Genomic DNA, 26,375 nt, shown 5'->3' on the forward strand with positions numbered 1-26,375 from the left:
CATGGTGGTTCGACGCAAATGGTGGGTATCGGGCGGCTTGCTTGTTTTAGGGCTGCTCGCGCTCGTCGCGTGGCAATGGACGACGCTCAGCGCGCGCGCGCGCCTGGGCGCGGCCTATGGCGCGCGGATCGGCTGTTCCTGCCGCTATGTCGAAGGCCGCGCCATGGGCAGTTGCGAGGCGGACAAGGAACCGGGCATGGAACTGGTGCGCCTGACCGACATGCCCGACAGCCGCGCGGTTGAGGCCAGCGTCCCGCTGCTCGCCCGCCGCACCGCGCGGTTCAAGCCGGGCTGGGGGTGCCTGCTCGATCCGGTGGGGTGAGGGGGCGGAGGTTCTTGAGGGACGGGAAACGACCAGTTTTTGCCTTCAAAACATGGTGTGCCTTTGTCCGGAAGCGGCCGTTTCCCTCATCGTCACCCCAGCGAAGGCTGGGGTCTCAGGCGGTCACGAGATAATGTCTGACATATCGCGCCAACCTGGATGCCTCTCTTCGACAAGCCGGATTTTCCATTCCCCCATCCAGGCTTTGAGCGCCTTCTCGCGTGCGATAGCGAGCGTGATGTCATCATGTGGTTCCACCAGAACGAGGCGCGTCAGTCCGTATTTTTTGCAAAAAGCCGAACCAGCGCCGTTTCCATGTTGTTCGGCGCGTGCTGCAATGTCGGCTGTGACGCCGACATAGAGAACACCCCTCGGCTTGTTAGTCATGATGTAGGTGTAGCCGCCTCGCGCCATGCCCTACCGTAGCGCTTCAACGCCTGAGACCCCAGCCTTCGCTGGGGTGACGGTGGATTTTATGACTGCTCTACAACAATTGCTCCTGTAAACCCACCAGTCCCCAACCACTCATCTTCGCCCCCTAACCCCCTAGCCCCACCACCCCCCAGTCGCTAAGGCCACCCCATGCGGCCCGACATTCCCACGCTTCTCCACGACATATTCGGTTTCACCGCCTTTCGCGGGGTGCAGGAACAGGTGGTCGGCCGCGTCATGGCGAGCCAGCCCACGCTGGCGATCATGCCGACCGGCGCGGGCAAATCGCTCTGCTACCAGCTTCCTTCCGCCGCGCTCGACGGCTGCTGCGTCGTCGTTTCGCCGCTGATCGCGCTGATGCATGACCAGTTGCGCGCCGCCAATGCCGTGGGCTTGCGCGCCGCCAGCCTGACCAGCGTCGACGCCGACTGGCGCGAAACGCAGGATCGGCTGCGCAATGGCGATCTCGACCTGCTTTACGTCGCGCCCGAACGCGCCAGCCAGGAGCCGTTCCGCAACCTGCTGCGCGCCGCGAAGGTCGCGCTGTTCGCGATCGACGAAGCCCATTGCGTGTCCGAATGGGGCCATGATTTCCGCCCCGACTATCGCCTGTTGCGCCCGTTGCTGGACGAATTTCCCGACGTCCCGCGCTTGGCTCTCACCGCGACAGCCGACGCGCACACGCGCGAGGATATCCTCGTCCAATTGGGCATCCCGCGCGACGGCCTCATCATTTCGGGCTTCGACCGGCCCAACATCCGCTACGCCGTCCACCCGCGCGATGGCCTGACGCGCCAGCTTGGCGATCTGGTCGCCGCCAATCCCGGCCCCGGCATCGTCTATGCCCAGACCCGCGCCGCGACTGAGAAACTCGCCGAAACGCTGGGGAAGGGCGGCCGCGCGGTCCGCGCCTATCATGCCGGGCTGGACCCTGCGGTGCGCGCCCGCAACCAGGCCGCCTTCATCGCCAGCGAGGATATGGTGATGGTCGCCACCGTCGCCTTCGGCATGGGCATCGACAAGCCCGACGTGCGCTTCGTCGCCCATGCGGGCCTCCCTAAATCGATCGAAGGCTATTATCAGGAATCGGGCCGCGCGGGCCGCGACGGCGAACCGGCGATCGCGCATCTCTTCTGGGGGGCGGAGGATTTCGCCCGCGCCCGGATGCGCATCATGGAACTGGAACCGAGCCGCCAGCAGGGCGAACGCACCCGCATTGCGGCGCTTGGCGCACTGGTCGAAACCGCCACCTGTAGGCGGGCGATCCTGCTGCGCCATTTCGGTGAATCGCCGCCCGCCACTTGCGGCAATTGCGACAATTGCCTGTCGCCCCCGGCCAGCATGGACGCAACGCAAGTCGCGCGTAAATATCTCTCCGCCGTCTATCGCACCGGGCAGAGCTTCGGCGCAGGCCATATCGAGGCGGTGCTAACCGGCGCGCCCAACGACAAGGTGCGCGAACGCGGCCATGACAAGATTTCGGTGCATGGTATCGTGACCGGCGAAGACGCCGCGCTGCTGCGCCCGGTATCGCGCGCGCTGCTGGTCCGTGACGCGCTGGAGACGACCGAACATGGCGGCCTGATGCTCGGCCCCAACGCCCGGCCGATCCTGCGCGGAGAGGAAGAGGTGCGCATCCTGATGCCGCCCAAGCGCGAACGCGGCAAGCGCAACGCCCGCAACGGAGCGGAGGCCAATCCGGTCGGCGATCCGCTGTTCGACGCGCTGCGCGCCTGCCGCCGCGAATTGGCGCAGGAGGCGGGCGTGCCGCCCTATGTGATCTTCCACGATTCGACGCTGCGCGAAATGGCCGAACAGCGCCCGTCCAGCATCCGGGCCATGAGCCATATCAGCGGCATCGGCCAGAAGAAGCTCGACGCCTGGGGCGACGCCTTCCTCAGCGCGATCCGGCCGTTCCTCTGATAGGGGGCGGCCCTGGCTGTCCTATCGCCGCCCGTCTTGCTATACTGGCATCGCCGATCACGCCTGTTGAAACAATATGTCGCTGGTAGGATATCTAATGTCGAAACCGGCAGGAAATGTGCGAAGTTAAGCGCATGAAATCCTATTTCCCGGCGCCCGAACGCTGCCGAGTCTCTTGAAACCTCGGATATGAGCGCGCATGGCGTCCGTCAAAGGAGACGCATCCCATGTTCCGCAAGCTGACCGACCGCATCCTTGTCGCCCCGCAGATCAGCGTCGATGATATCGAGCAAGCCAAGGCGCAGGGCGTCACCCTCATCATCAACAACCGCCCCGACGACGAAGAGCCGGGCCAGGTCAACGGCGCAGAGATCGAGGCGGCGGCCAAGACCGCGGGCATCGCCTATCTCGCCGTCCCGGTCGCCCATGGCGGCTTTGCCCCCTGGCAGCTCGACGGGATGGCGCAAGCGCTGGAACAAGCGGGCGACGGCAAGCTACTGGCCTATTGCCGTTCCGGCACGCGTAGCACCCTCCTCTGGGCACTGACCCGCGCCCGCGCCGGCGACAATGCCGACGTGCTGGCAGCGCAGGCTGCGGCGGCAGGCTATGATATCAGCCCTGTGCGTCAGATCATGGATGCGCTGGCGCCGCAGTAACCGGCGGTCGGACGCATATAGCCGCCTTCGTGCTGCTATGGCGATAAAGGGTGATGGGGTGGACGCCCCCCGACGGTATCGATGTGCCAAAGTGGAGGTGTTGAACACCACTTGAGGGAGGCGTCCATGTCAGAAGTTAGCATAATCAGGTTGGATATCGCCAAGCATGTTTTTCATGCGCACGGTGTAGATGTGTCGGGCCATGTGCTTCTTCGCAAGAAGATCAGCCGAGCGAAGCTGTTGCCGTTTTTCGCAGCACAGCCGCGTTGCCAGGTAGTTCTGGAAGCATGCGGCGGCGCGCATCACTGGGCGCGCGAGTTGCTCAAGCTGGGCCATGATGTGCGGTTGATTGCGCCGGCCTATGTGAAGCCGTTCGTGAAGCGTCAGAAGAACGATGCGGCCGATGCCGAGGCGATCTGCGAGGCGGCCCAGCGACCAAGCATGCGGTTCGTGCCGGTGAAGACAGAGGAGCAGCAGGCGGCGGCAATGGTGTTCCGGGGCCGTGACCTGTTGGTGCGGCAGCGGACCCAGATCAGCAATGCCCTGCGCGGCCATATGACCGAGTATGGCTGGATCGCGCCCAAGGGGCTGGCCCATCTGGAAAAGCTTGCCGCGCTGCTCGCCGATCCATTGGCTGTTCCCCAGGGCGTGCGATCGGTCTGCATGCTTCTGCTCGACAGCCTGGCGATGCTCGACCGGCAGATCGCCGCACTCGACAAGGAGATTGTGCGCCGTTCGCGCGAAGATGCTCTCGCACGCCGGCTCATGACGATCCCGGGCATCGGTCCGATCACGGCAACTGCCATCCTGGCGCTTGCGCCGCCGTCGGGCACCTTCGCCAAGGGACGTGACTTTGCCGCATGGGTCGGCCTCACGCCGCGGCAGCACTCGACGGGCGGCAAGCAGAAGCTGGGTTCGATCTCAAAGATGGGCGAGCGAACGCTCAGGCGGTTGCTGATCATCGGCAGCAGCGCCGTGGTGTTGCAGGCGAGCAAGCGGGGCGCGCCCAAGGGATCATGGCTGGAGCAGATGATGGCGCGCAAGCCACGCATGCTCGTAACAGTGGCGCTCGCTAACAAGACAGCGCGCATCGTCTGGGCGCTCATGATGAAGAATGAGGATTACACTGCTCCGGTCGCAGCGGCGGCGTAAGCCAAAGCGGACCAGAGGTCGTCGGGGCGTAAGTCGGTCGAAGGAGGGTATGGCACAACAGTCGGCGAGACGGGGTCGGAAGAACCAGGGCTAACCACCGTGCTTCATCAGCACGCTTAGGGTGATGTGGTTCCGATCCGCGAACTCCCATACGGGCCCGCAGCCTTCATCGCTGCATCAGAGGCCGGACAGATGGCAGCATCCGACTACGCGCCAAATACTCCAAATTACCGCTTGCGTCGCGCGGGGCGTCCACAGATGGTTAGGAGACTGTCAGGTTTGCGCTGATACAGGCGAACAACTGACGTTATTTCAAATTCGCAACGGAAGAAAGGAAGGCTTGCCGCTTCGCCTGTTTCTTTAAGCGCCGCCAACGCAGAACAAATCCAATCACGCCAAATGGAACGCACCATAATAACGCGATACCCATGTGCGAAAATATCTCATGCGCTCGATCAGGATGGTCATTCACCTCCATTCCATCTGCGAGTATCGCTGAGGCGGACATGACAATCCACAGCACAAAGAACACTCGTTCGTGGATCGCAGACGGGACCGATTGGTGGGATGGATAACGCTGCATCCGGGCATGGTGCCATCGACCCAAAATGTCCGCAATCGAGAAAAGCTGAACGCATTTTCAAGGGCGAAAAATGGTCGCTTCCAGACTCCGCCCGTCAGCCGACCCCAGCCTCAATTCTTCCGCTGCGGCACCGTAAACGTCCCCGACACGCGCCCGCTGGGGCTGGTCGCGGCGCCCGGCACGCCGCCCGACGAACGCCCGTCGACGGTCGAACGGCCGCTGTTCAAATCCATCACCAACCGCCCGCCGGTCAGCTTGTTCGCCCCCTGCGTCAGCGTCACATTGCCCAACATGGTGATGAGCTTGCTGTTGAGGTCGTAGATGGCGACATTGCCGCGCGCGGTCTGGTCCGCCTTGGTCACGACGACATTGCCCGATGCGTCGATCCGGTCGATGTCCACGCCATTCGATCCGCCGCTCGGCTGTTTGCTATAGGCGACGGTCATGCGCGCCGCGTTCAGCGTCATGCCGGCCTGCGTCACCTCCACATTGCCCGACACGACGACGCGGTCGGCGCGGTCCTGCACCTCGATCCGGTCGGCGTTGAAATTGACCGGCGCATTGCTGTCGTGATTCATCATCACCTGCGCGAAGGACGGCGCGCTAACGCCCGCGAACATCATCGCGGCGGCGCCCATAAAGCCGGTGGAGAGCAGGATCAGGGTGCGTGTCATCAGTTTCGCCCTTTGAGGCCATTTTGCTCGATGCGCAAGTTCGCGCGGCCATTCAATGTCACCGTGCGCGCGCCCATGTCCGCTTCCAGATGGTCGCCGCTGAACGTGCCGATCGGAATCCGCCCATCCACGCGCCCCGCGCTGCGCATCCGCCGGGTCTTGAGGTCGATGCCGACGTCGCGGGTGGTCAGGCGATATCCACCCGCCGCCTCGAACTGCACCGGCCCTTCGATCCCGACCCGCTCGGTGTCCATGTCGTATCGCCCCTTTTGCGCGGTCAGCACGGCGGGGCCGTCCGACAGCAGGATGCGCGCCGACAGGCTGTTCAAATCCACGATCGGCTCGCGCGAACTTTTCTGCACAGCTGAGCCAGCACGCAGGGAGAAGGGCTGCCCCTTGCTGTCCTCGCCGCGATACAGCGCCTCGGTCAGCCGCATCCGGTCCTTCGCCACCTCGACCTTGTTCTTGTCGAGCACGAAGCTGACCTTGTCGCCGCCGGTGAAGGGCGCGGTCGCCAACAGGGCCGCCAGCACGCCGACCGCGACCGGCAGCCAGTTTTTGAGCAGCGCGACCAGCCGGTCGTGACTACCGCCCGGCTGCGCCCACTGGCGGCGGACATCGCGTTGCTGATCGGCCTGGACGGACATGGTGGGACCTTTCAGCCTAGCTTACATATGCGCAAAAATGTCGATCTCCGGCCAACCGGCCAGGTCGAGTTCGGCGCGATGGGGCAGGAAGTCGAAACAGGCCTGGGCCAGTTCCATCCGCCCTTCGCGGATCAGGCGCTTGTCCAGCTCGGCCTTGAGCGCATGAAGGTAGCGCACGTCGGACGCGGCATAATCCTTCTGCGCGTCCGACAGGATGGGGCCACCCCAGTCGCTCGACTGCTGCTGCTTGCTAATGTCCTGGCCCAGCAGTTCGCGCACCAGTTCCTTCAACCCGTGCCGGTCGGTATAGGTGCGGATCAGGCGCGAGGCGATCTTGGTGCAATAGACGGGGGCTGCGACCACGCCCAGATAATGTTTGATCGCCGCCAGGTCGAACCGGCCGAAATGATAGAGTTTCAGCCGATCGGGATCGGCCAGCACGGCGCGCAGATTGGGCGCGGCATAATCGCTGTCGGGGCTGAAGCGCACGAGATGCTCGTCGCCCTTGCCATCGCTGATCTGGACGACGCACAGGCGGTCGCGCGGGGTGATAAGCCCCATGGTTTCGGTGTCGATGGCGATCGGGCCGGAGGCGAGCACGCCCGCGGGCAGATCTTCTTCATGGAAATGGACGGTCATGTCCTCCCCTTATGGCCAAAGCGGTCGCACCGCAATCTAAGGCTTTGCACGGGCGGCGCAGGGCGATGCAAAGCCCGACTGACGCGCGCGGATCGCCACAAATTGCGGGCTTTTCGTCCAATTGGAACGGAACGGGACCGCGACAGTGAAAATCATTCGCGCGCCGCTGAAAAGTTGATATAGTGATTCCCAAATCCGCGTCTGCGGTGGATTCTGCATGTCATTCGCCCGACATGTGTTTGTCCGATTGGTCTTGGGGCGAAGCGAAAGTGACTAACAGGGCATGAGTTTTGATAGAGGTCGCCGCGGCGGGCGCGGCAAGGATAAGCGCGACGGTTTCGGCGACGACAATTTCTACGATCAGGGCGGCCGCGGTGGCGGTGGTGGCTTTGGCGGCGGCTTCGGCGGCGGTGATCGCTTCGGCGGCGGCGGCGGTGGTGGCTTCGGCGGCGATCGTGGAGGTTTCGGCGGCGGTGATCGCGGCGGTGGCGGCGGCTTCGGCGGCGGCCGTAGCGGCGGCGGCCGTAGCGGCGGCGGCTTTGGCGGCGGCGGCGGTGGTTTCGCTGGCGGTGGCGGCGGTGGTCGCGGCATGCCTGCCCAGGTGGTCGGCGAAGGCAAGGGTGTCGTCAAATTCTTCAACGGGCAGAAGGGCTTCGGCTTCATCGTGCGTGACGATGGCGGCGAAGACGTGTTCGTGCACATCAGTGCTGTCGAGCAGGCTGGCCTGACCGGTCTGGCTGAAGGTCAGCCGCTCGGCTTCACCCTGGTCGATCGTGGCGGCAAGGTGTCGGCGACCGATCTGGTCATCGACGGCGAACCGCTCCCCGTCACCGATCGTGGTCCGCCGCGTGAAGCGCGCGAACCCCGCGCTGGTGGCTTCGGCGCCCCTGCTGGTGGCGATCGTGGCGGCCCGCAGCGTCAGCTGACCGGCGAGCGTTCCAGCGGCACGGTGAAGTTCTTCAACGCAATGAAGGGCTTCGGCTTTATTCAGCGCGATGATGGCCAGCCTGACGCCTTCGTCCATATCAGTGCCGTCGAACGCGCCGGCATGGCCGCCCTCAATGAGGGCGACCGCCTGGACTTCGAACTGGAAGTCGATCGTCGCGGCAAATATGCTGCGGTGAACCTCCAGTCGAAGGCCGAATAAGGCGCCGACGGACCATCCCTGTTTCAGGGGAGAGGATGACAAGAGGGTCGCCCGAAAGGGCGGCCCTTTTTACGTTTGGCGGTGCGGGATCGCCTATCTTCGCTCCCAATGGTTATGCTGCAAACGCAAATATATTTGTCGTTAAGACTGATGGTCCGTAACAAATTATTGCTTTATTCCCGTTTCTGCCAGGCTTTCTCCCATGCTGCGGCACAGCAATATTATCTTACAGCCGCGCCATGCATCCATCTTGCCGGCTTCCTAGTTTGGGGGCCTGCAACACCAGATGGAGGTCATTCCCATGAACCAGCCTGACCACAAGAATCGCCGCACGATGATCGAAAAGGCGGCGGGTTCCTTCATGCTCCTGAGCTTCGGCCTCGCGAGCCTCGCTTATCTGATCGCGATCGACCGGGCCGACTGGTTCGCGGTGCGCCCCGCGTCCGGCGTAGCGCAGGCGATGGCCAATGCATCGGACAAATATGCCGAACGCCGGGATCAGGCGACAGGCAAGGATGGCGAGCGGGCGTTCCGCCTGACGCGCGCCAAGCCGGCGGGCGAGGAGATGGCCGCGGCTAAGGCGTTTGGCGCCAACTGATCCCGTGGCAAGGCTTCCCCATCCCGCCCGCCCGCGCTCAGGGCGTCCGCCGGCATGATCGTCACCGCAACGCCAGGTATCAAGCAGATCGTCCGGGAGGTATGGAAGCCGCTCGCGCTGCTGTTCGTATGGGACGTGGTCGTCACCGCGACCTATTTCATCATCCCCTTCACCGCGCCGTCCCTGCCACTGACGCTGTTCGGGTCGGCTCTGGTCCTGTTCCTGGGGTTCCGCAGCAATTCGGCTTATCAACGCTGGTGGGAAGGGCGCGGACTATGGGGCTTGATGATAAACGCCAGCCGCAACTTGGCGCGGCAGGCGCGCAATTTCCTGCCCGAAGAGGCGCGGGAGGCCAAGCGCGCCATCGTCCTGCGCCAGATCGCCTATGTCCACGCCTTGCGCTGCCAACTGCGTCGGCAAAAGCCCGACGCCGATGTTGCCCGCTTCCTGGCGAAGGGGGATGACGATCCGGCGCTGGCGCGCACCAATATCGCCAATGGCCTGCTCGACGGCACCGGGCGGCGCATCGACGATGCGCGGCGGCAGGGACGGATCGATACCATCCAGCAGGCGGCGATGGAGGCGGTGCTGGTCGATATCGCCAATGCTCAGGGCGGTATGGAGCGGCTCAAAAACACGCCTTTGCCGGTCCAATATCGCTTCTTTCCGACGCTGTTCACCCATTTGATGTGCCTGTTGCTGCCCATCGGCCTGGTCGAAACCATGGGGCTGGCGACGCCGCTGGGATCGACTGTTGCCGGCCTCATGTTCCTGGCGGTGCTGGCGATCGGCGACGATCTGGTCGATCCGTTCGCCTACAGCCCACACGACCTGCCGCTTAGCGCCATGTGCCGCACGATCGAGATCGACCTGCTACAGGCGATAGGAGATCCCGCGCCGCCGCCGCTAGCCCCGGACAAAGCGGGCATATTATGGTGATACGCGTCGATCATACCCGCCTGAACGGGAAAGGCGCGATCGTGCGTTCATAGCTGTGCAGGTCAAGCCCGCGCGTCACGGGCGGCAATGCGCGGTCAGGGCAGGCGCGACGCTCGCACAGATGGCAGGTTGGACCAATGCCGGTCGCTTCGTCCCGATCGACGTCGATGCCGTCGGCATGAGTTATGCGCGCCGCATGTTTGGCCTCGCACCCCAATGCGATCACCGATCGGCCCCGCGCCGCGCCCGGCGGCAGGCCGATCGCCAGCGTCACGAAGCGCTTGGCCTCCAGCGTCTCGATCAGCTGCGGCGCGACCCGGTCCGCCGCCTGCGCGCCATGCGCATCCCAGCGCGGGCAGGTGCCGCCATAGCGCGCAAACGGCCAGGCTTCGCCATCGAACCGCTTGGACACGATCCCGGCCCGGTCGACCTTCGCCATGAAGAAGGGAATGCCCCGCGCGCCGGTGCGATTGAGGCTGGTCAGGCGATGCGCCATTTGCTCGGTTGAGACGCCGAAGCGGTCGCGGAGCAAGGGCAGGTCGTGGCGGCTTTGTTCTGCCGCCTGACGGAAACGGTCATAGGGCATGATGAGCGCGGCGGCTGCATAGTTGGTCAGCGCCATGACGGCCAAGCGGCGGCTGTCCTCGTCCGATGGCGCTGCGCGGGCGATCTGCGCGGCGATCGCGTCGGCCAGTTCTTGCGCGCACAGATGATAAGCGATGGCGAAGAGGCGGCCCGATGCAGGCAGTCGCTCGCTCAGCATCAGCCGCCGTCGATGCATGTCATAATGACGCAGCGTCCCGTCCAGCACGTCGCCGCGCACCACCAGGCACGCCATGCTGTGCCGATCCTTCAGCCGCGCGCGCAATTCCGCCTGCAACAGCGTCGGGTCGTCGGGCAGGGTGGCGGCGATCGCCTCCGCCCCCGCGTCGATCTCCGCGAAATGATTGCCCGCTCGCGCGATCATCTCGCGCAGCCAGTCCACCGGCGCGACCAGCGGCGCGGGATGGCCGTCGCCGCGCGCCAGCGCCTCGCCCGGCATCCGCCTCAGGTCGCTCAGCGCGCGATAGAAGCGGGCGATCGCCTCGCTGACGCCGGGATAATTTTCCGCGACCTCCAGCACTTCGTCGCGGGCGATGCCGATGTCGCGGACCAGCGCGTCGGACAGTATTTCACTCAGTTCGCCGGGACCGCCCTCCTGCGCCTGCGCCGTGAAATCGCGAATATCGATGTCATAGGTGTTGGCCAGCCGCAGCAGCATCTGGGCGGTCAGCGGCCGCTGATTGCGCTCCAGATGGTTGAGATAGCTGGGCGACACGCCCAGTTCCTCCGCCATCTGCGTCTGATTGAGGCCCAGTTCGCGGCGCAGGACGCGCAGCTTGGGGCCGAGATAGAGTTTACGATCGGTCAGCTCTGCCATAAAGACATAATGTCATAGAATGACAATATGACCAAATGTATTCATGACAGGTGGCCACTCATCAGCCTTACGATATGCGATTCAATTGTCTAACTCGGTGTCCATCAGCCCCCACGGGCACAGCCGCGAAGGACATCAACATGACCACCGACACGATCGAACAGACCCGCGAGCCGACCCGTTCGCGCGCCGTTTTCTCTCAGGAGGATTTCGGCCTGATCCGCACCGCCATCGCCCATTATCTGCGCGAGGTTCAGGAGCAGCCGGAATCGGTCAAATATGCCAATCTCTACCATCGCCTCGGCCGGGTGGCTTAATTGACGCCACGGACTGCATAACAAAGGGCGCGGGATGATTTCCGCGCCCTTTTGCTTGCCTGCCACATCACCGGTGTTCCCACCTGCGCTGCAACACGCCGCGTCAGAAAAACCGGGTCAGCCAATAGAACAGCGCCCCGATCGCCGCGCTGGCGGGCAGGGTGACGACCCAGGCGACGATGATGCTCGACGCCACGTTCCACCGCACCGCCGACAACCGCCGCGATGCGCCCACGCCCACGATCGCGCCGGTGATGGTGTGCGTGGTCGACACCGGGATACCCAGATGCGTCGCCATGAACAGCGTGATCGCCCCGCCTGTTTCCGCGCAGAAACCCTGCGCCGGGGTCAGCCGCGTGATCTTCGACCCCATGGTGTGGACGATCTTCCACCCGCCCAGCAACGTGCCCAGGCCCATCGCCGCCTGGCAACTCAGCACCACCCATAAAGGCACATGGAAGCCGCCGGTCAGCATCCCCTGCGAATAGAGCAATACCGCGATGATCCCCATCGTCTTCTGCGCGTCATTGCCGCCATGGCCCAGCGAATAGAGCGAGGCGGACACGAGTTGCAGTTTGCGGAACACGCTGTCCGCGCCTTGCGGCGTGAAGCGGCGAAAGACCCAACTGATGACCAGCACCAGCATCAGCGCCAGGAACAGGCCGACCGCGGGCGAGATGACGATCGCCGCGCTGGTCTTGAACACGCCGCTCCACACCACCGCGCCCAGCCCCGCCTTGGCGGTGCCCGCGCCCAGCAGGCCTCCGATCAATGCATGGCTGGACGAAGACGGAATACCCAGCCCCCATGTGATGAGGTTCCAGGCGATCGCCCCCATCAGCGCGCCGAAGATGACCTGCGGATCGATGATCGCGGCATCGACAATGCCCTTGCCCACCGTCTCGGCGACATGCAGGCCGAAGAAGAGGAAGGCGATGAAGTTGAAGAAGGCGGCCCAGGCGACCGCATATTGCGGCTTCAATACGCGGGTCGATACGATCGTCGCGATCGAATTGGCCGCGTCGTGCAGGCCGTTCAGGAAATCGAACAGCAAGGCGACACCGATCAGCGCGATCAGCAGGGGGAGAGCGATAGGGTCCATGGCGAGCTAAACTCTATCCTGCATGGATCGAAGCATCCTGAAAATCCGTTCGTTTCGAGCGAAGTCGAGAAACGAGATGGGCGCGCTATCCGCTTCTCGACAGGCTCGAAGCGAACGGGTGTATGTGCTGTGAGCGGATCAGGCGTGGTCGATGACCAGGCCGGAAATCTCGTTGGCGACATCCTCGAACCGGTCGGTCACCTTTTCCAGATGGCTGTAAATCTCGTTGCCGACGATGAAGTCCATCGTGTTGCCGGCCCGCGCCTGTTGGAACAGCGCCTTCAGGCCCGCCTCGTGCAGGATATCCGCATGTCCCTCCAGCTTCACCAGCCGCTCGGTCAAATCGTGCAGCCGTGTCGAATTGAGGTTGAGCGAGCGCAGCAAGGGCATCGCCTCCGCCGTGATGCGCGCGCATTCGACGATTAGCGCGCTCATATCCTGCATCTGCGGCGCGAAGTCCTTGACCTCATACAGCGCGATCGCCTTGGCGGTCTGGTTCATCTGGTCGATCGCGTCGTCCATCACGCCGATGAGGCCGGTGATGGCGCTGCGGTCGAACGGGGTGACGAAGATGCGGCGAACGTCCTGCAACACGTCGCGGATGATGTCGTCCGCCTCATGTTCGCGGTCGGAAATCTCCTTGATATGCGCCGTCATGTCCGGGCCGCCCTTCAGCAGCTTGGCCAACGCATCGGCGCCGAACACCAGGGTCGCGGCATGATCTTCGAATTGCTCGAAGAACCGCCCCTGCTTGGGCATCAGCGCGTGAAACCAGCGGAGCATTCCAGTCCTTTCATTCTGTCTGTCGCGAATCGCCAGCAGCAGCCGCAGGAACCAGCCCGGATCGGCGGGCGGTTCGCGGAAGGCCGCGATGATCGATTGCAGATCGGGTTCGTCGACCGCTTTTGCCGCTTCGGCGACGGGGAACCAGCGTAGTTCCCTTTGGCCCTGTTCGGGCCATTGCGTCAGGTGGCCGGTGACCGCAAGCGGAAAAACCTCCACCGTCGCCTCGCGCGATCCGCCCTTGCGCTTGCGCTTGTCATAGCGGTAGTGGCCCAGCGGCGCGGGACAGGCGATGCCATGGATGCCCGCTTCTTCATAGGCTTCCAGCTCGGCGGCGCGGTGCCCGGCCAGCCCCTTGATGCGATTGCCCTTGGGGATCACCCAGCGCCGCGTCTCGCGCGATGTGATCAGCAGGATCTGCATCGATCCGTCGGCGGCGGTGGTATAGGGCAGGGCGGCAATCTGGCGCATCAGCGGACCCGCCCTGGAGCCTGGCCCTGCTCAATCTTTTTGCCCGCCGCGCGTTCCATCCGCGCCTTGTAACGATATTGTCATATTTCGCAATCGGCCCCTTATGTCATGCCAAGGGGCCGATTGCGTCTGCGTCAGATCGACAGGCGCGCGGTTAGACGGATGTCGCGGCCGGGCAGCGGCGCATAATCTTTGAGAAAGCTGGCCGCGCGTCGCGCTTCGACATCGAAGATATTGTTCGCCGACAGCGTCAGCGTGGTGCGGTCATTGCCCTTCAGTGGCTTCCAGGAAACCGACGCATTGACCAGCGTGAAGCCGTCCGTATCCGTCTCCCGCACCGCGGTGCGGTTCTGCGCGAAGCTATGCTCCACCTCGCCGCGCAGGCTCAGCCGGTCGCCCTGCGCTTCCAGCGCGCCCAGCAGGCGCAGCGGGGGAATGCGCGGCGCCGGGCCATTGCCTTTGATCGTCGCGCGGACATAATCGGCCACCCCGTCCAGATTGATCGCATAGCCGCCGACCTGCGCCAGCTTGACCGTGGTTTCCGCCTCGAAGCCCAGATAGCGGGCGTCGGCCTGATTATATTGGTAGCAGGGAAATTCCAGTTCTGCGCCGCCATTCACCGCCATGCAGGCGCTGTCGTCCACCAGCGCGTCATAGATATAGCCGCTGAACCAGTTGTGATAGGCGGACAGGGCGATGGTGTAGCCTTCGCCCTGGCCCCGCAGCGTGCCTTCGACACCCCAGCTTTTTTCCTTGCCGAAATTGGGGTTGCCCACCTCGAACGCCTGCGTGCCGGCATGATTGCCGCGAGCATATAGCTCCTCCGCTGACGGCGCGCGCTCGGTGCGCGACAGGTTCAGGCCCAGCCGCCAGCCCGGCGCCAGTTCATGGCTCGCGCCGATTGACCCGGACACGGTGTTGAAATCACGGTCATAGGCCGGGTTGAACAAAGTCGCGTCGGCGTCCGCGCTGACGTCGGTATGTTCAAAGCGCCCGCCGACCTCGACCCGCGTCGTCCCCAGGTCGATCGACTGGAGCGTGAAGATGCCCAACTGGTCGGTCTGGTTGCGCGGCAGGAACTTTTCCTCGCCCACGACATAGAATTTCCGGGTGAAGAATTGCGCGCCGACTGCGCCGTCCCAGCCGCCGCGCTTGGCCTGGACCAGTTCCAGCCGCGATTCCATTGACTGGTTGTAGAAGGTGGTGCCGACCTCGCCCGTATCCTCGATTTCTTGATGCTGATAATCGGCAAAGCCCGCGCGGAAGCGGATCGATTCCAGCAGGCTGCCGTTGACCGGCAATTCCGCGCGCATATCGACCCGGTCCTGCTTCATGTGCAGCCGCACCTGTTCTGCATCACCACCTGCTTCCGTCGCATAACGCACCGGCACGCCATAGAAATTGTCGGTATGGGCGACCGAAAAGCCCAGATTGCCGCCATCGGTGATGAGCGCCGCGCCGCCCGCGACTTCCCATGTCTCGGCCGCGCTGTTGGGCAGCTTGCCGCGCAGGGCAGACAGCCCCTCGATGTCCGCGTCGCCGCTCGCCGCCGCCTGCGCGCGCAATGCCGGGGTCAGGATATAGCTACCGGTGTCAAGGTTGCCGGTCTTGGTATAGCTGCCGTCGAAATGGACGACGAACGTGTCGCTCAGCGGGATTTCGACCTCGCCCGATCCGGTGCGCTCGTTGGAGGCGCTGCCATAGGTGCCGATTGCGTCGATATGCACCGGTTCGTCGGGCACGCGGCGCGGGATGCGGCTGTCGATCACATTGACCACCCCGCCGATTGCGGACGATCCGAACAGCAATGCGGCCGGACCGCGCAGCACTTCTATCCGGTCGGCGGTCAGCGGGTTGATCGCCACGGCATGATCGACCGATGTGTTCGACACGTCGAAACTGCCGATGCCATCGGTTAAGATGCGCACGCGTTCGCCCTGGAAGCCGCGCAGCACCGGGCGCGATGCGTTGGGGCCAAAGGACGTGGCCGACACGCCCGGTTGCCGCGCTAGCGTTTCGCCGATGGTGGAGCGCAATTCGCGCGTCAATTTCTGTCCGGTAATGACCGTTGTGCCCGACAAGATGTCGCCCTGCTTGCGCGGGATGATCGCGGTCACGACGATATTGGCCTGCGCGTCATGATAAGCCTGATCGCCGGCATCCGGGGTCGGTGAGGTCTTGGCGAGAGCGGGAAGGCCAAGGCACAGCGCGGTAACGGCGCAGCCTGCGCGCAGCATCGGAAAGCGGGACATGAGGATCAACCCTTTGGTTCTAGTCTATGTGATCCTGTATCTAGTATGATACATCATATCAAGATCGCTTCGCCGCATTTTTGCTGCGACGCGACATATTGCGTCCAATCAGAGGAAGAGAAATTCCGCCAGCGCCTCGACCGCCGGCTTTTCCGCGGCGCGGGGCGCCACCGACTGGCGAATTTCGACGGCGGGCAGGGGAATGTCCAGCGCCAGCCGCCTGATCCCGCTCATTCGGCCAAGGTCGCGGGCCAATGTACCGAACGCCGCGAAACAGCCCGCGCCATCGCGCAGCGCGGCGATGATCTCGAACATATTGTCGCTTTCCAGCAGCGGCATCACATTGCGCACCCGGCCCTTGGCCAACGCCGCATCGATGATGTCGCGCATGCCGCTGCGGCTTTCCAGCGACAGCATCGGCGTCATGGACAGGTCGTCGCGGCTGACGCTGTCGGCCCGCGCCAGGGGATGGCCGCTATCGGCATAGAGGTTGAGCGGTTCCGACCAGCCATAGCGGGACTTGAGGTCTTCCGGCTCCTCCAGCGCATAGAAATAGGCGATGTCGGCCCGCCCATTGGCCAGCGCCACTGCCGCCTCCTGCGCCGTGTGGACATGCAGGTCCAGCGTGATCGCGATATCCTCGTTCGCCGCCTCGAACGCGGCCAGCGCATCCTGGAAATGGCCGAAAACGGGCGGCGGCGCGGCCAGGGTGATGATTTGGCGGGGTGGGCCTTCCGGTATGGCCGGGACGGCCGTGGCGGGCTGGGGTGTTGGCGCTGGTGCCTCCTCCTCCACCGGTGCGAGCCGATCTTCGCTCAGCAGCGTCATCGCCTGCGCCGTCTTGCGCCCTGCCGGCGTCAACCGCGCCGCCCCGTCCAAATCCTCGAACAGGCGATAGCCCAGCCGCATCTCCAGCGACGCCAGGTCGCGCAGCACCTGCTCGACCTCGACGCCCAGCGCATGGGCGCAGCGCACGACGCCGCCCGCCGCCACCATCTGCGCGAATATGTCCAACTGGCGCAGGGAGGGGCTGTCCATCGCGCGGTGATAGAGGAAATATCGAAGGGGGTTAAGGGCGATCTTCGCGATCCCGTGCAATGGACTGTTGACGAGCGCCACCCGATGATGGCAGGGCGACCGCCTGCCGGGCGGGTATAGCTCAATGGTAGAGCACTAGCCTTCCAAGCTTGTGATGCGGGTTCGATCCCCGCTACCCGCTCCACGCTGTTTCAGCGGCCCGGCGATGGCGGTCCCGAACTGCCCCTTTCCACCAGCGTGAACAGAAATTCCGGCGCATCGACCGGTCCGTTGGCGAGCGCGTCGATCACGGACCGACCCATATCCTCCAGCGGCTGGCGCACGGTGGTCAGCGGCGGCCAGGATGTCAGGCTTGCCGATGTGTCGTCGAACCCGGTCACCGACAGATCCTTCGGCACGCGCAACCCGATACGGTGCGCCAGCGTCAGCACGCCCAACGCCATCTCGTCATTGGTGGCGAAAATGGCGCTCGGTGGCCGCGGCAACGCCAGCAACGCCTCGCCCGCCTCTATGCCGGACGCGAAGTCGAACCGGCCCTGGACGAACAGCGCCTCGTCGACGGCGATGTCCGCGGCCGCCAGCCCGTCGCGAAATCCCTCGACCCGGCGCAGCGCCGCCCGGTGGGTCGAGGGCGGGGTGATGACGCCGATGCGGCGATGGCCAAGCGCGATCAGATGGTCGGCGACCATGCGCCCTGCGGCGCGCTCTGGCGTGTGGATGGTGAAACTTGCCGCGACCACGGACCCGGCGATGCGGGCATAGGGCAGCTTCATTTCCGCCAGTCGGGCCAGCAGCCCTTCATCGTCCGACAGCGGGGGCACCAGCAGCACGCCGTCGGGGCGCAGCGCCGCCACCAGCCGATCGAGCACTTCGAACCGTTCCTCACCACCGGGCGAAATCGGCTCCACCACCAGATGATAGCCCAGTTCGCGGCATCGCCAGGCCGCGCCGATCTGGATGCGGCTGACATAGCCGGGCGCGGGATTGTTATAGAGGAAGGCGATCATGAAGGACTTGCCCCCCGCCAGCCGCCGCGCCGACTGGTTGGGCCGATAGTCCAATTGCTTGATCGCGGCGTCCACCCGCACCTGCAATTCCGGGCTGACATTGGGCGCCTTGTTGACGACGCGCGACACCGTCTTGATCGATACCTGGGCGAGCGCGGCGACATCGTGGATGCTGGTCATGAATCTTCGCAATGTTGGAGCAGAGGGGGTTGGAACGGAAAGCGCCGACCATGGCGACAGCCGATGCCGATTGGCAAGTCGCCCGCGGCAAGTTTATGATCGGGTGGCGGCACAGAAGCGATGGAAAGACCGATCATGACCAACATCGTCAATCTGCGTCAGGCGCGCAAGGCGAAGGCGCGCGTGGACAAGGCGCAGGCGGCACAGGAAAATCGCGTGCGTTTCGGGCGCACTAAGGCGCAACGGCTGGCGGATGCGCAAGAGGAGCAGCGCCGTGCCGCTCTACTGGACGGTGCAAGACGCGGGTCAGAAAACGATTAGAACTTTGCACTATATTTATAGTGAGTATTTGGAAGATATCCCGCCTGTTCTGTAAATAATCCGTTCATATTGAGATGAACGCTTATTCATGTTGTTCACCTTGTCCCCGAACCGTCACAATTCGTCGCGAATCCGATCCCGTGTCTGCGTTGAATCGCCCGGTCGGCCGTTGGTGCCCTGCTATGACTGGAAATATTCGCACAAACCGCCCCGCCAGGGCCGCGATCGCCGCTGTTCTGGCTTTGACTGCAACCCCGCTGCTGGCGCAGGCCGCTGCGCCGCCGGTCGCGCCGGAAGCTGCCCCCGCTGCGCCGGTGCCGGTGATGTCGGCACCTGATCTTATCGCAGCGCCGACTGCCACGCCGACGCCTGAATTTACCCCTAGCCAGCCGGTGGTGCAGGCCACCCCGCCGCTGGAGGAACGTATAGCCGCCGCGACGGCCGCTGCGGAAGCCGAACAGGCTGCGGCCCAGGCCGCCAAGCCTCGTCAGGTGCCGACTCCCTCCGCTGCGCGAACGGTCAACCGCACGGCTGAACCCGTCGCTGCCCGCCCTGCCGCCGTGACCCCGGTCGCCCCCTCGCCGGTCGAGACGGCACCGCCTGTTCAGTCGGCCCCGGCCATTGTGCCGGTGCAGGAGGCCGCTCCGGCCGCCCCGGCGGCGCAATCGGTCGCGCGCTCTGACCAAGCAATGCTCTGGGCGCTGGGTGGTGGCGCAATGCTGTTGCTGGGTCTGGGCGGCGCTGCGTTGATGCGCCGTCGTCGTCCCGATGAAGCGGTCGCTGACGCCGGCATCGCGCCGGTTACGACGTTCGAGCCTGCGCCCGTTCCCCTGACGCCTGCTCCTGTGATGGCTGCGATCATGCCCCGCCCGGCGCTGGCTACGGCACAGACGGAGGATGCGACGCTCGAAGCAATGGTCGCCGCTGCGCCCAGCGCGGACAACCCGTTCCTCACCCGGACCAAGAGGCTGCGCCGCGCCCAGCATCTGATCGCCCAGCGCGAAGCCGCCGCGACTGCTCGGCCCGCGCCGCAGACGACCCATGCGGAGCCGGCTCCTGCTGCGGCCATGGACCGCAGCCAGACCGTCTATCGCTTCGGCAATGATCGCGTGCCGTCGGGCTTCCTGAAGCCGCGCACCCGCTAACTAGCAGCGCAAGCTGAACCCCCATGGGACGGAAGGCCAACCGGCTTTCCGTCCTTTTTTCATGGAGCCCATCGGTTGCGCTTTGGCCCCCCGCCTGTTACCGGCGCGCCGGTCATACCCGCGCCCCTTTTACGGAAGAATCGCCCCAGCCATGCCAGCCCCGACACCAGACAAGATCAATCGCATCGTCCTCGCCTTTTCCGGTGGTCTCGATACCAGCGTGATCCTGAAATGGCTGCAACAGACCTATCAGTGCGAAGTGGTGACCTTCACCGCCGATCTGGGGCAGGGCGAGGAACTGGAGCCGGCCCGCGCCAAGGCGCGCCTGATGGGCGTCAAGGAAGAACATATCTTCATCGACGACCTGCGCGAGGAATTCGCAAAGGATTATGTCTTCCCGATGATGCGCTCCAATGCGCTCTACGAAGGCCTCTATCTGCTCGGCACTTCGATCGCCCGACCGCTGATCGCCAAGCGCCAGATCGAGATCGCCAGGATGCTGGGCGCCGACGCCGTCAGCCATGGCGCAACCGGCAAGGGCAATGACCAGGTGCGCTTTGAACTGGGCTATTACGGTCTCGCCCCTGATATTAAGGTGATCGCCCCCTGGCGTGAATGGGATTTGACCAGCCGCACCAAGCTGATCGAATTTGCCGAAAAGCATCAGATCCAGATCCCGCGCGACAAGCGCGGCGAAAGCCCCTTTTCGACCGACGCGAACATGCTGCACACCAGCTCCGAGGGCAAAGTGCTGGAAGATCCGTGGGATGAAGTCCCTGACTATGTCTATTCGCGCACGGTAAACCCGGAAGACGCGCCCGATGCGCCCGAATATATCACCGTCGATTTCGAACGGGGCGATGGCGTCGCGATCAATGGCGTCGGCATGTCGCCCGCGACCCTGCTGGAAACGCTCAACGAATATGGTCGCAAACATGGCATCGGCCGCCTCGACCTGGTCGAAAACCGCTTCGTCGGCATGAAGTCGCGCGGCATGTACGAAACGCCGGGCGGCACCATCTATCATCTCGCCCATCGCGGCATCGAGCAGTTGACGCTCGACCGCGGCGCGGCGCACCTGAAAGACGAACTCGCGCCTAAATATGCCGAGCTGATCTACAACGGCTTCTGGTTCAGCCCGGAGCGCGAGATGCTCCAGGCCGCGATCGACTACAGCCAGGAAAAGGTAGCCGGCACGGTTCGCCTGAAGCTCTACAAGGGCAGCGTTTCCGTGGTCGGCCGCAAATCGCCTTACTCGCTCTACAGCGAAAAGGTCGTGACCTTCGAAGACGACGCCGGCGCCTACGACCAGCGCGACGCGGCGGGCTTCATCAAGCTCAATGCGCTGCGTTTGCGTCTGCTGGGCCGTCGCGACCGGGAATGAAAATGCCGCCGCCCGTTACACTATGCGACAAACTAGCGGGCGGCGTGACATATCTGCGGGACAACTTCCTTCCATAAACATCGTCAAGGGCAGCGGACATGCCGCCCAACAGATGCAAAAAGGAAGACAGACATGCTTCGCAAATTCTTCACCACCGTTGCGGTTGGTTCGCTGTTCGTTGGCGGCCTGGCGGCAACCCATCTCGCTCATGCCCAGCCCGGCCCGGATGGCCCGCGCGGTCCCCGTGGCGGCATGATGGCCATGGCGGACACCAACAAGGACGGCAAGATCAGCAAGGCGGAACTGACCGCCGGTCTGGAAGCCCGCTTTGCGAAGATGGACGTCGATCGCGACGGCCAGATCACCCAGAAGGATCGCGACGCGATGCGCCAGCAGCGGCAGGACGCCCGCTTCGCCGCGCTCGACGCCGACAAAAATGGCCAGATCAGCAAAGCCGAATTCACCGCCGGCCATGATGCCCGCGCCGACAAACGTCAGGAACGCCGCGCCGAGGCAGGCAAGCCCGACGGGCGCGGTTGGGGCAAGGGCGGCCATCGCGGCCCCGGTCGTGGCGGCATGATGGGCCATGGCGGTCCGGGCGGCGGCTTTGGTGACGCGAATAAGGACGGCACGATGACCAAGGCCGAATTTATGGCCCGCCCGGTCGCCATGTTCGACAAGGCGGACACGAATAAGGACGGCTTCGTCACCGCCGACGAGATGAAGGCGGGGCGTCAGGCGATGCGGGCCGAATGGAAGGACCGCAAGGGTCCGCCGCCCCCGCCCCAGAACTGATCGCGCACTGATTGCGCACTGATCCGGTGGCGCAGGACGCGGGGTTCCTCCCCTGGCTCCGCACCCGCGCCGCCCCATATGGAAGGGCGAAGGCTTCCCCCCCTTTTGCCTTCGCCCTTCCAACCTTTACCCAGCCATGACAGACAGGCAGCATGAGCGACCGACCCCACCTCCTCCTCGTCGATGACGAGCGTTCGATCCGCGAACCGCTGGCCCAATATCTGGGCCGCAACGGTTTTCGCGTCACCGCCGTCGAAAGCGCGTCGGAAGCGCGGCTGCGCCTCGCCGCCAATGCGATCGACATGGTGATCCTCGACATCATGATGCCGGGCGAGGACGGCCTGTCGCTCTGCCGCCATATCCGCGAAACGACCGAGATTCCCGTCATCCTGCTGACCGCCCGCACCGAAGAAACGGACCGCATCGTCGGCCTGGAAATGGGCGCGGACGATTATGTGCTTAAGCCCTTTTCGCCCCGCGAACTGGTCGCCCGGATCAAGGTGATCTTCCGCCGCGTCGCCACCGGCGGCCAGCGCGTGACAGCGCCCGACGGCGCGAACTACAGCTTTGCCGGCTGGATGCTCAAGACGCAGGAGCGCACGCTGGTCGATGCCGAAGGCGTGTCGCTGCCGTTGTCCACCGCCGAATATAATCTCATGCTCGCCTTCGCCACGCGCCCCAATAGCGTACTGAGCCGCGACCAGCTGCTGGACATCACCCAGGGGCGGGAGGCGAACGCCTTCGACCGGGCGATCGACAACCAGATCAGCCGCCTGCGCAAGAAGATCGAGCCGGACCCGAAGAATCCGACGCTCATCAAGACCGTGTGGGGCGGTGGCTACACCCTGTCGACCGAAGTCCGCAAACTGTGAAGCGGTTCCGCCTCTGGCCGCAAAGCCTGGTCGGCCAGATCATTGCCCTGGTCGCGATCGCTTTGTTCGTCGCGCAATCGATCAACTTCGTCCTGCTGTTGCAGGAACGCAATCGCGTGCAACTGACCAGCCAGACGGCGCCCGCCGTGTTTCGTATCATCAATGCGTTGGACAATCGCCCGGACCGTTGGCCGGGTCGTCCCAACCGGCCGGATCGACCCGATCGCGCCGACCGGGATCGTGACGGTCCCCGCGCGGTGCGGTTCAGCACGGCGCGACCGGTGCTGACCGGCAAACCGCGCCCGGATATCGAGAAACGGGCCGAAACCATGTTGTCCGACATCGGCCTGGCCGCCCGGTCGGTGGTGGCGGTAGAGGATGATCGCGTCATGCCGCTGCGCCGCTGGGAGCGGATTCGGATGCGTACGACCGGCGATGGCCCGCGCGGTCCGCGTGCGGGACGATTGGTAGTGGCGGTGGAATATGAAGCGGGCAAATGGGTCACGGCCGAAGCCCGCAGCGGCAATCCCCCGGCGCGCTTTGGCGGCTGGCTGATCGGCCAGACCCTCATCCTCTATGTCATCGTCCTGCTGCCGCTGCTCTGGGTTGGCAGTCGCCTCGCCCGTCCGCTGAAACAGCTCACCGGCTCTGCCCAGCAATTCGCCCGCACCGGCGCGGCCGACGCGGTGGACGAACGCGGGCCGGGCGATGTGCGCGACCTCACCATGGCGTTCAACGCCATGCGCGCGCGCATCATCGCCATGCTGGACGAAAAGGACCGGATGCTGGGCGCGATCGGCCACGACCTGCGCACCCCGCTCGCCTCGCTGCGCGTCCGCACCGAATCGGTGGAGGATGATGCCGAGCGCGCGCGCATGTCCGAAACGATCGATGAAATGAACCGGATGCTGGAGGATATCCTCTCGCTCGCCCGCGCGGGTCGCAGCACGCAGGCCGCGCAGAAGGTCGATCTGGCCGCGCTCTCCGACGCCGTGGTGGAGGATTTCATCGAGCTGGGATCGCCGGTCGACCTAGCCGACAGCGACCGCGCCGTCGCCTTCGTGCGGCCCCAGCAAATCCGCCGCGCGCTGCGCAACCTCATCGAAAACGCGATCGTCTATGGTGATCGCGCCCATGTCTCGGTGCTGCATGAAAATGGCACGATCCGCATCGCCGTCGCCGACGAAGGGCCGGGCATTGCGGAGGACCGGATGGAAGAGATGCTGGAACCCTTCACCCGCCTCGAAGGCTCACGCAATCGCGAAACCGGCGGTTCGGGCCTGGGCCTCGCGCTGGTGCGCGCGATCATGGCGGAGCATCAGGGCGAATTGCGGTTGGCGAACCGGCCCGAAGGCGGGCTGGAAGCGAGTTTGGTGTTGCCGGGTTAAAGGTTAGCTAACGACCAGAAGCGTGCGCCGCTCCTACCGTCACCCCAGCGAAGGCTGGGGTCTCAGGCGACGACGCGCTACGCTTGCGCAAGTGCCAAGCCCAACCGATGCGTGCTCTCGCACGAGACCCCAGCCTTCGCTGGGGTGACGAGATTTGTAGGTCACCTTTCGCGTGAAGCCTCGGACAAACCCGACAGTCCGCTCCCCACCCTTTTCGTCACTTCCGTACTGATCAATGCTTGCCCGGCTTGTTAGACGTTCCCGGTGCGGCCGGGTTGATCAGCGCTGCGCCATTGGGCAGGCCGGTGCCGCCCATGTCCAGCTTCTGCGCCTGTTCCTTCGCCACGCGCAGGGGATTGTCGCGTTCCTTGATCGCGGCCTTGGTCGCCGCGTCCGGCGCGTCGTCGTCGGCGTCGCCGCCACCGCGAGTCCAGCCCAGGATGATCGACATGCGCCGGTTGCGCGGATCATAGGCGTCGTTCTTGATGAAGGGTTCGCGGTCGGCCACGCCTTCGATCCGGGCAAAGCGCGCATTGCCGATGCCACTGTCGGCCAGCGTCTTGCGCGTCGTTTCGGCGCGACTGGACGACAGCATCCAGTTGGTCATGGTCCGGCCCGATGCATAGGGCAGGCCGTCGGTATGGCCGCGCACGATCAGCGGGTTGGGCATGGTCTGCAACACGGTCGCGACTTCGGAAATCAACGCGCGCGCCTGCGGGACCAGCCGATCGGTGCCCATCGCGAACATCGCGAAATCAGCCTCGTCGATCAGGTCGATGCGCAACCCTTCGCGCGTTTCGGTGAAGCGGACATTCTTGCGCAGCTTGCCCAGCCCCTTGGCGATCATGCGCTCTTCCAGGCTCTTCTTGATCGATTCAAATTTCTGCCGGTCGGCGGCGCGGGTTGCTTTGCCGCCCTGGTCCTTCGTGCCGCTGGCGTCGCGCGGGATGGTGATGGCCATATTGCCCTGACCGCCGGTGGTCGGGTAATTTTCCTTCCCCATCATGCTGTCGCCGCCGAACATGCCGTTCGACCCGGCTGAATTTTCCTTCATCTGCACCAGCGTCGGCGTGAAATAGTCGGCCAGCCCCTTGCGCTGCTTTTCCGTGGTCGCGCCCAGCAGCCACATCAGCAGGAAGAAGGCCATCATAGCCGTCACGAAATCGGCATAGGCGACCTTCCACGCGCCGCCATGATGGCCGCCATGCCCTTCGACGATGATCTTCTTGACGATGATCGGCCGCGGTTCCGGCTCGTTCGCGCCGCGTTTCTTTTCCGCCATGGCTTATTTGCCCCGCATGCCGTCGAACACTTCGGCAAAGCCGGGCTGGTTGGCGTGGGTCAGGCCTGAACGGGCGGCTTCGATCACCAGCGGCTGCGGATGGCCGTGGAGCGAGGCGACGATGATCTGCTTGACGACATGGTAGATCGCCCCGTCCGCCTCGATCACGCTGCGGCAACGGTTGGCGAATGGATTGACCATGCCATAAGCGAGCAAAATGCCCAGGAAGGTGCCGACCAGCGCCGAACCGATCATCGCGCCCAAAATGGCGGGCGGCTGGTCGATCGATCCCATGGTCTTCACCACGCCCAGAACCGCCGCGACGATGCCGAGCGCGGGCAGGGCGTCGGCCAGCCCTTGCAGATTGTCGGCCGGCTTGATCGCTTCGTGGTGATGGGTCTTGAGCGCATTGTCCATCACGTCTTCGACCGCATGGGGGTCGAGCGTGCCGGACGAAATGACGACCAGACGCAGCGTGTCGCTGATCAGGTGGACCAGCGCCTTGTCCTTCATCAGCTTGGGATATTCGGTGAAGATGGTGGAGCTGGAGGGGTCTTCGATATGCGGTTCCAGCGCGACCGGCCCTTCGACGCGCAGCGTCTTCATCAGCTTGCTGACGAGGAAGATGCAGTCGAGAAAATCCTGCTTCTTGTACTTGGCGCCCTTGAACACCTTGCCCAGGCCGCCGCCCAGCGCTTTTAAGTCAGCGCCGCTATTGCCGATGACGAGCGCCCCGACGGCCGCGCCGCCGATGATGAGCATTTCGTGGGGCAGGGCGTGCAACACGGGGCCAAGGTCGCCGCCGGTGAAGGCGAACCCGCCGAACACCATGACGATCAGAATGACAAGGCCGATGGCTGCGAACATGAAAATCCCCGATTGACGCGCCCGGAGGCGGTGGCTCCC

Annotated in this window: 27 protein-coding genes and 1 tRNA gene; 15 read left to right on the forward strand and 13 right to left on the reverse strand. The window is 64.4% G+C overall.

Features of this window, described 5'->3' with window-relative positions; all coding sequences use genetic code 11:
- The first annotated feature begins 1 nt into the window (after position 1).
- On the forward strand, positions 2 to 322 hold the full coding sequence (locus CEQ44_RS08695) for a hypothetical protein (RefSeq protein WP_088185225.1): 321 nt from the start codon (positions 2 to 4) through the stop codon (positions 320 to 322).
- Between the two features lie 123 nt (positions 323 to 445).
- Here CEQ44_RS08695 and CEQ44_RS08700 read toward each other — a convergent pair whose 3' ends face one another.
- Positions 446 to 736 carry a GIY-YIG nuclease family protein gene (locus tag CEQ44_RS08700; RefSeq protein ID WP_176400397.1) on the reverse strand — a complete coding sequence of 97 codons (291 nt, stop codon included), beginning with the start codon at positions 734 to 736 and terminating at the stop codon, positions 446 to 448.
- A 168-nt stretch (positions 737 to 904) separates the two neighbouring features.
- Between CEQ44_RS08700 and recQ the strand changes: the two genes are divergently transcribed.
- The 3 genes from recQ to CEQ44_RS08715 all read left to right on the forward strand — a co-directional run bounded on the left by recQ (position 905) and on the right by CEQ44_RS08715 (position 4,485).
- Positions 905 to 2,677: a DNA helicase RecQ gene (gene recQ / locus CEQ44_RS08705; protein ID WP_088185224.1), complete on the forward strand. Its 1,773-nt coding sequence runs from the start codon at positions 905 to 907 to the stop codon at positions 2,675 to 2,677.
- Between the two features lie 227 nt (positions 2,678 to 2,904).
- Positions 2,905 to 3,333: a TIGR01244 family sulfur transferase gene (locus tag CEQ44_RS08710; RefSeq protein ID WP_088185223.1), complete on the forward strand. Its 429-nt coding sequence runs from the start codon at positions 2,905 to 2,907 to the stop codon at positions 3,331 to 3,333.
- A gap of 126 nt (positions 3,334 to 3,459) precedes the next feature.
- The gene (locus CEQ44_RS08715; RefSeq protein ID WP_088201811.1) at positions 3,460 to 4,485 is read left to right on the forward strand and encodes an IS110 family transposase; all 1,026 of its coding nucleotides are present in this window, start codon (positions 3,460 to 3,462) and stop codon (positions 4,483 to 4,485) included.
- Positions 4,486 to 4,792: 307 nt separating this feature from the next.
- Here the strand turns inward: CEQ44_RS08715 and CEQ44_RS24365 are convergent, their stop codons facing one another.
- From CEQ44_RS24365 to CEQ44_RS08730, 4 genes are all read right to left on the reverse strand, one after another.
- Entirely contained in the window at positions 4,793 to 5,068 is a 276-nt protein-coding gene (locus CEQ44_RS24365; protein ID WP_140419441.1) for a hypothetical protein, read from the reverse strand.
- A gap of 110 nt (positions 5,069 to 5,178) precedes the next feature.
- Positions 5,179 to 5,742, reverse strand: a complete 564-nt coding sequence (locus tag CEQ44_RS08720; protein WP_088184395.1) for an LptA/OstA family protein — start codon at positions 5,740 to 5,742, stop codon at positions 5,179 to 5,181.
- Positions 5,742 to 6,389 (reverse strand): LPS export ABC transporter periplasmic protein LptC, encoded by a 648-nt coding sequence (locus CEQ44_RS08725; RefSeq protein WP_088184396.1) that lies wholly within the window; start codon positions 6,387 to 6,389, stop codon positions 5,742 to 5,744. The genes CEQ44_RS08720 and CEQ44_RS08725 overlap by 1 nt, the downstream gene beginning before the upstream one ends.
- A gap of 21 nt (positions 6,390 to 6,410) precedes the next feature.
- Positions 6,411 to 7,028, reverse strand: a complete 618-nt coding sequence (locus tag CEQ44_RS08730; protein ID WP_088190006.1) for a ribonuclease D — start codon at positions 7,026 to 7,028, stop codon at positions 6,411 to 6,413.
- A 283-nt stretch (positions 7,029 to 7,311) separates the two neighbouring features.
- On the opposite strand from CEQ44_RS08730, the gene CEQ44_RS25280 reads away from it, so the two are divergent.
- From CEQ44_RS25280 to CEQ44_RS08750, 3 genes are all read left to right on the forward strand, one after another.
- Complete coding sequence (locus tag CEQ44_RS25280) at positions 7,312 to 8,175, forward strand: cold-shock protein (RefSeq protein ID WP_088190007.1); 864 nt, start codon at positions 7,312 to 7,314, stop codon at positions 8,173 to 8,175.
- Positions 8,176 to 8,461: 286 nt separating this feature from the next.
- The gene (locus CEQ44_RS08745) at positions 8,462 to 8,773 is read left to right on the forward strand and encodes a hypothetical protein (RefSeq protein WP_088184398.1); all 312 of its coding nucleotides are present in this window, start codon (positions 8,462 to 8,464) and stop codon (positions 8,771 to 8,773) included.
- 54 nt (positions 8,774 to 8,827) lie between these two features.
- Positions 8,828 to 9,712 (forward strand): bestrophin family protein, encoded by an 885-nt coding sequence (locus CEQ44_RS08750; RefSeq protein WP_088190008.1) that lies wholly within the window; start codon positions 8,828 to 8,830, stop codon positions 9,710 to 9,712.
- 10 nt (positions 9,713 to 9,722) lie between these two features.
- On the opposite strand, the gene CEQ44_RS08755 is transcribed toward CEQ44_RS08750, so the two are convergent.
- Positions 9,723 to 11,132 carry a short-chain fatty acyl-CoA regulator family protein gene (locus CEQ44_RS08755; RefSeq protein WP_088184399.1) on the reverse strand — a complete coding sequence of 470 codons (1,410 nt, stop codon included), beginning with the start codon at positions 11,130 to 11,132 and terminating at the stop codon, positions 9,723 to 9,725.
- Between the two features lie 140 nt (positions 11,133 to 11,272).
- Between CEQ44_RS08755 and CEQ44_RS24370 the strand changes: the two genes are divergently transcribed.
- Entirely contained in the window at positions 11,273 to 11,449 is a 177-nt protein-coding gene (locus CEQ44_RS24370) for a hypothetical protein (RefSeq protein ID WP_176400334.1), read from the forward strand.
- Between the two features lie 103 nt (positions 11,450 to 11,552).
- Here CEQ44_RS24370 and CEQ44_RS08760 read toward each other — a convergent pair whose 3' ends face one another.
- The 4 genes from CEQ44_RS08760 to CEQ44_RS08775 form a co-directional block, all read right to left on the reverse strand.
- The gene (locus CEQ44_RS08760; protein ID WP_088184400.1) at positions 11,553 to 12,551 is read right to left on the reverse strand and encodes an inorganic phosphate transporter; all 999 of its coding nucleotides are present in this window, start codon (positions 12,549 to 12,551) and stop codon (positions 11,553 to 11,555) included.
- A 138-nt stretch (positions 12,552 to 12,689) separates the two neighbouring features.
- Positions 12,690 to 13,805 (reverse strand): DUF47 family protein, encoded by a 1,116-nt coding sequence (locus tag CEQ44_RS08765; protein ID WP_088184401.1) that lies wholly within the window; start codon positions 13,803 to 13,805, stop codon positions 12,690 to 12,692.
- Positions 13,806 to 13,939: 134 nt separating this feature from the next.
- Entirely contained in the window at positions 13,940 to 16,057 is a 2,118-nt protein-coding gene (locus CEQ44_RS08770; RefSeq protein ID WP_088184402.1) for a TonB-dependent receptor, read from the reverse strand.
- Positions 16,058 to 16,165: 108 nt separating this feature from the next.
- Positions 16,166 to 17,095, reverse strand: a complete 930-nt coding sequence (locus tag CEQ44_RS08775; RefSeq protein ID WP_088184403.1) for a LysR family transcriptional regulator — start codon at positions 17,093 to 17,095, stop codon at positions 16,166 to 16,168.
- Between the two features lie 110 nt (positions 17,096 to 17,205).
- On the opposite strand from CEQ44_RS08775, the gene CEQ44_RS08780 reads away from it, so the two are divergent.
- Positions 17,206 to 17,279 (forward strand) — tRNA-Gly (locus CEQ44_RS08780).
- A 7-nt stretch (positions 17,280 to 17,286) separates the two neighbouring features.
- Here the strand turns inward: CEQ44_RS08780 and CEQ44_RS08785 are convergent.
- The gene (locus CEQ44_RS08785; protein ID WP_088184404.1) at positions 17,287 to 18,282 is read right to left on the reverse strand and encodes a LacI family DNA-binding transcriptional regulator; all 996 of its coding nucleotides are present in this window, start codon (positions 18,280 to 18,282) and stop codon (positions 17,287 to 17,289) included.
- Between the two features lie 135 nt (positions 18,283 to 18,417).
- Between CEQ44_RS08785 and CEQ44_RS08790 the strand changes: the two genes are divergently transcribed.
- The 6 genes from CEQ44_RS08790 (at position 18,418) to CEQ44_RS08815 (ending at position 24,187) form a co-directional block, all read left to right on the forward strand.
- Complete coding sequence (locus CEQ44_RS08790; protein ID WP_088184504.1) at positions 18,418 to 18,603, forward strand: DUF4169 family protein; 186 nt, start codon at positions 18,418 to 18,420, stop codon at positions 18,601 to 18,603.
- A gap of 242 nt (positions 18,604 to 18,845) precedes the next feature.
- Positions 18,846 to 19,748, forward strand: a complete 903-nt coding sequence (locus CEQ44_RS08795) for a hypothetical protein (RefSeq protein ID WP_254913927.1) — start codon at positions 18,846 to 18,848, stop codon at positions 19,746 to 19,748.
- A 151-nt stretch (positions 19,749 to 19,899) separates the two neighbouring features.
- Positions 19,900 to 21,132, forward strand: coding sequence for an argininosuccinate synthase (locus tag CEQ44_RS08800; RefSeq protein ID WP_088184405.1), 1,233 nt, complete (start codon positions 19,900 to 19,902; stop codon positions 21,130 to 21,132).
- A 132-nt stretch (positions 21,133 to 21,264) separates the two neighbouring features.
- Positions 21,265 to 21,927 carry a calcium-binding protein gene (locus tag CEQ44_RS08805; protein ID WP_088184406.1) on the forward strand — a complete coding sequence of 221 codons (663 nt, stop codon included), beginning with the start codon at positions 21,265 to 21,267 and terminating at the stop codon, positions 21,925 to 21,927.
- Positions 21,928 to 22,079: 152 nt separating this feature from the next.
- Positions 22,080 to 22,799 (forward strand): response regulator, encoded by a 720-nt coding sequence (locus CEQ44_RS08810; protein ID WP_088184407.1) that lies wholly within the window; start codon positions 22,080 to 22,082, stop codon positions 22,797 to 22,799.
- On the forward strand, positions 22,796 to 24,187 hold the full coding sequence (locus tag CEQ44_RS08815; protein ID WP_088184408.1) for an ATP-binding protein: 1,392 nt from the start codon (positions 22,796 to 22,798) through the stop codon (positions 24,185 to 24,187). Before CEQ44_RS08810 ends, CEQ44_RS08815 begins: the two co-directional genes overlap by 4 nt.
- Positions 24,188 to 24,419: 232 nt before the next feature.
- Here the strand turns inward: CEQ44_RS08815 and CEQ44_RS08820 are convergent, their stop codons facing one another.
- Both CEQ44_RS08820 and motA read right to left on the reverse strand, forming a co-directional pair.
- Positions 24,420 to 25,469: a flagellar motor protein MotB gene (locus tag CEQ44_RS08820; protein ID WP_088184409.1), complete on the reverse strand. Its 1,050-nt coding sequence runs from the start codon at positions 25,467 to 25,469 to the stop codon at positions 24,420 to 24,422.
- Between the two features lie 3 nt (positions 25,470 to 25,472).
- Positions 25,473 to 26,336 carry a flagellar motor stator protein MotA gene (gene motA, locus CEQ44_RS08825; RefSeq protein ID WP_088184410.1) on the reverse strand — a complete coding sequence of 288 codons (864 nt, stop codon included), beginning with the start codon at positions 26,334 to 26,336 and terminating at the stop codon, positions 25,473 to 25,475.
- Between the last annotated feature and the right edge of the window lie 39 nt (positions 26,337 to 26,375).

The organism is Sphingobium sp. Z007 (genome assembly GCF_900013425.1).
In the GTDB taxonomy this organism is placed as follows: Bacteria; Pseudomonadota; Alphaproteobacteria; order Sphingomonadales; family Sphingomonadaceae; genus Sphingobium.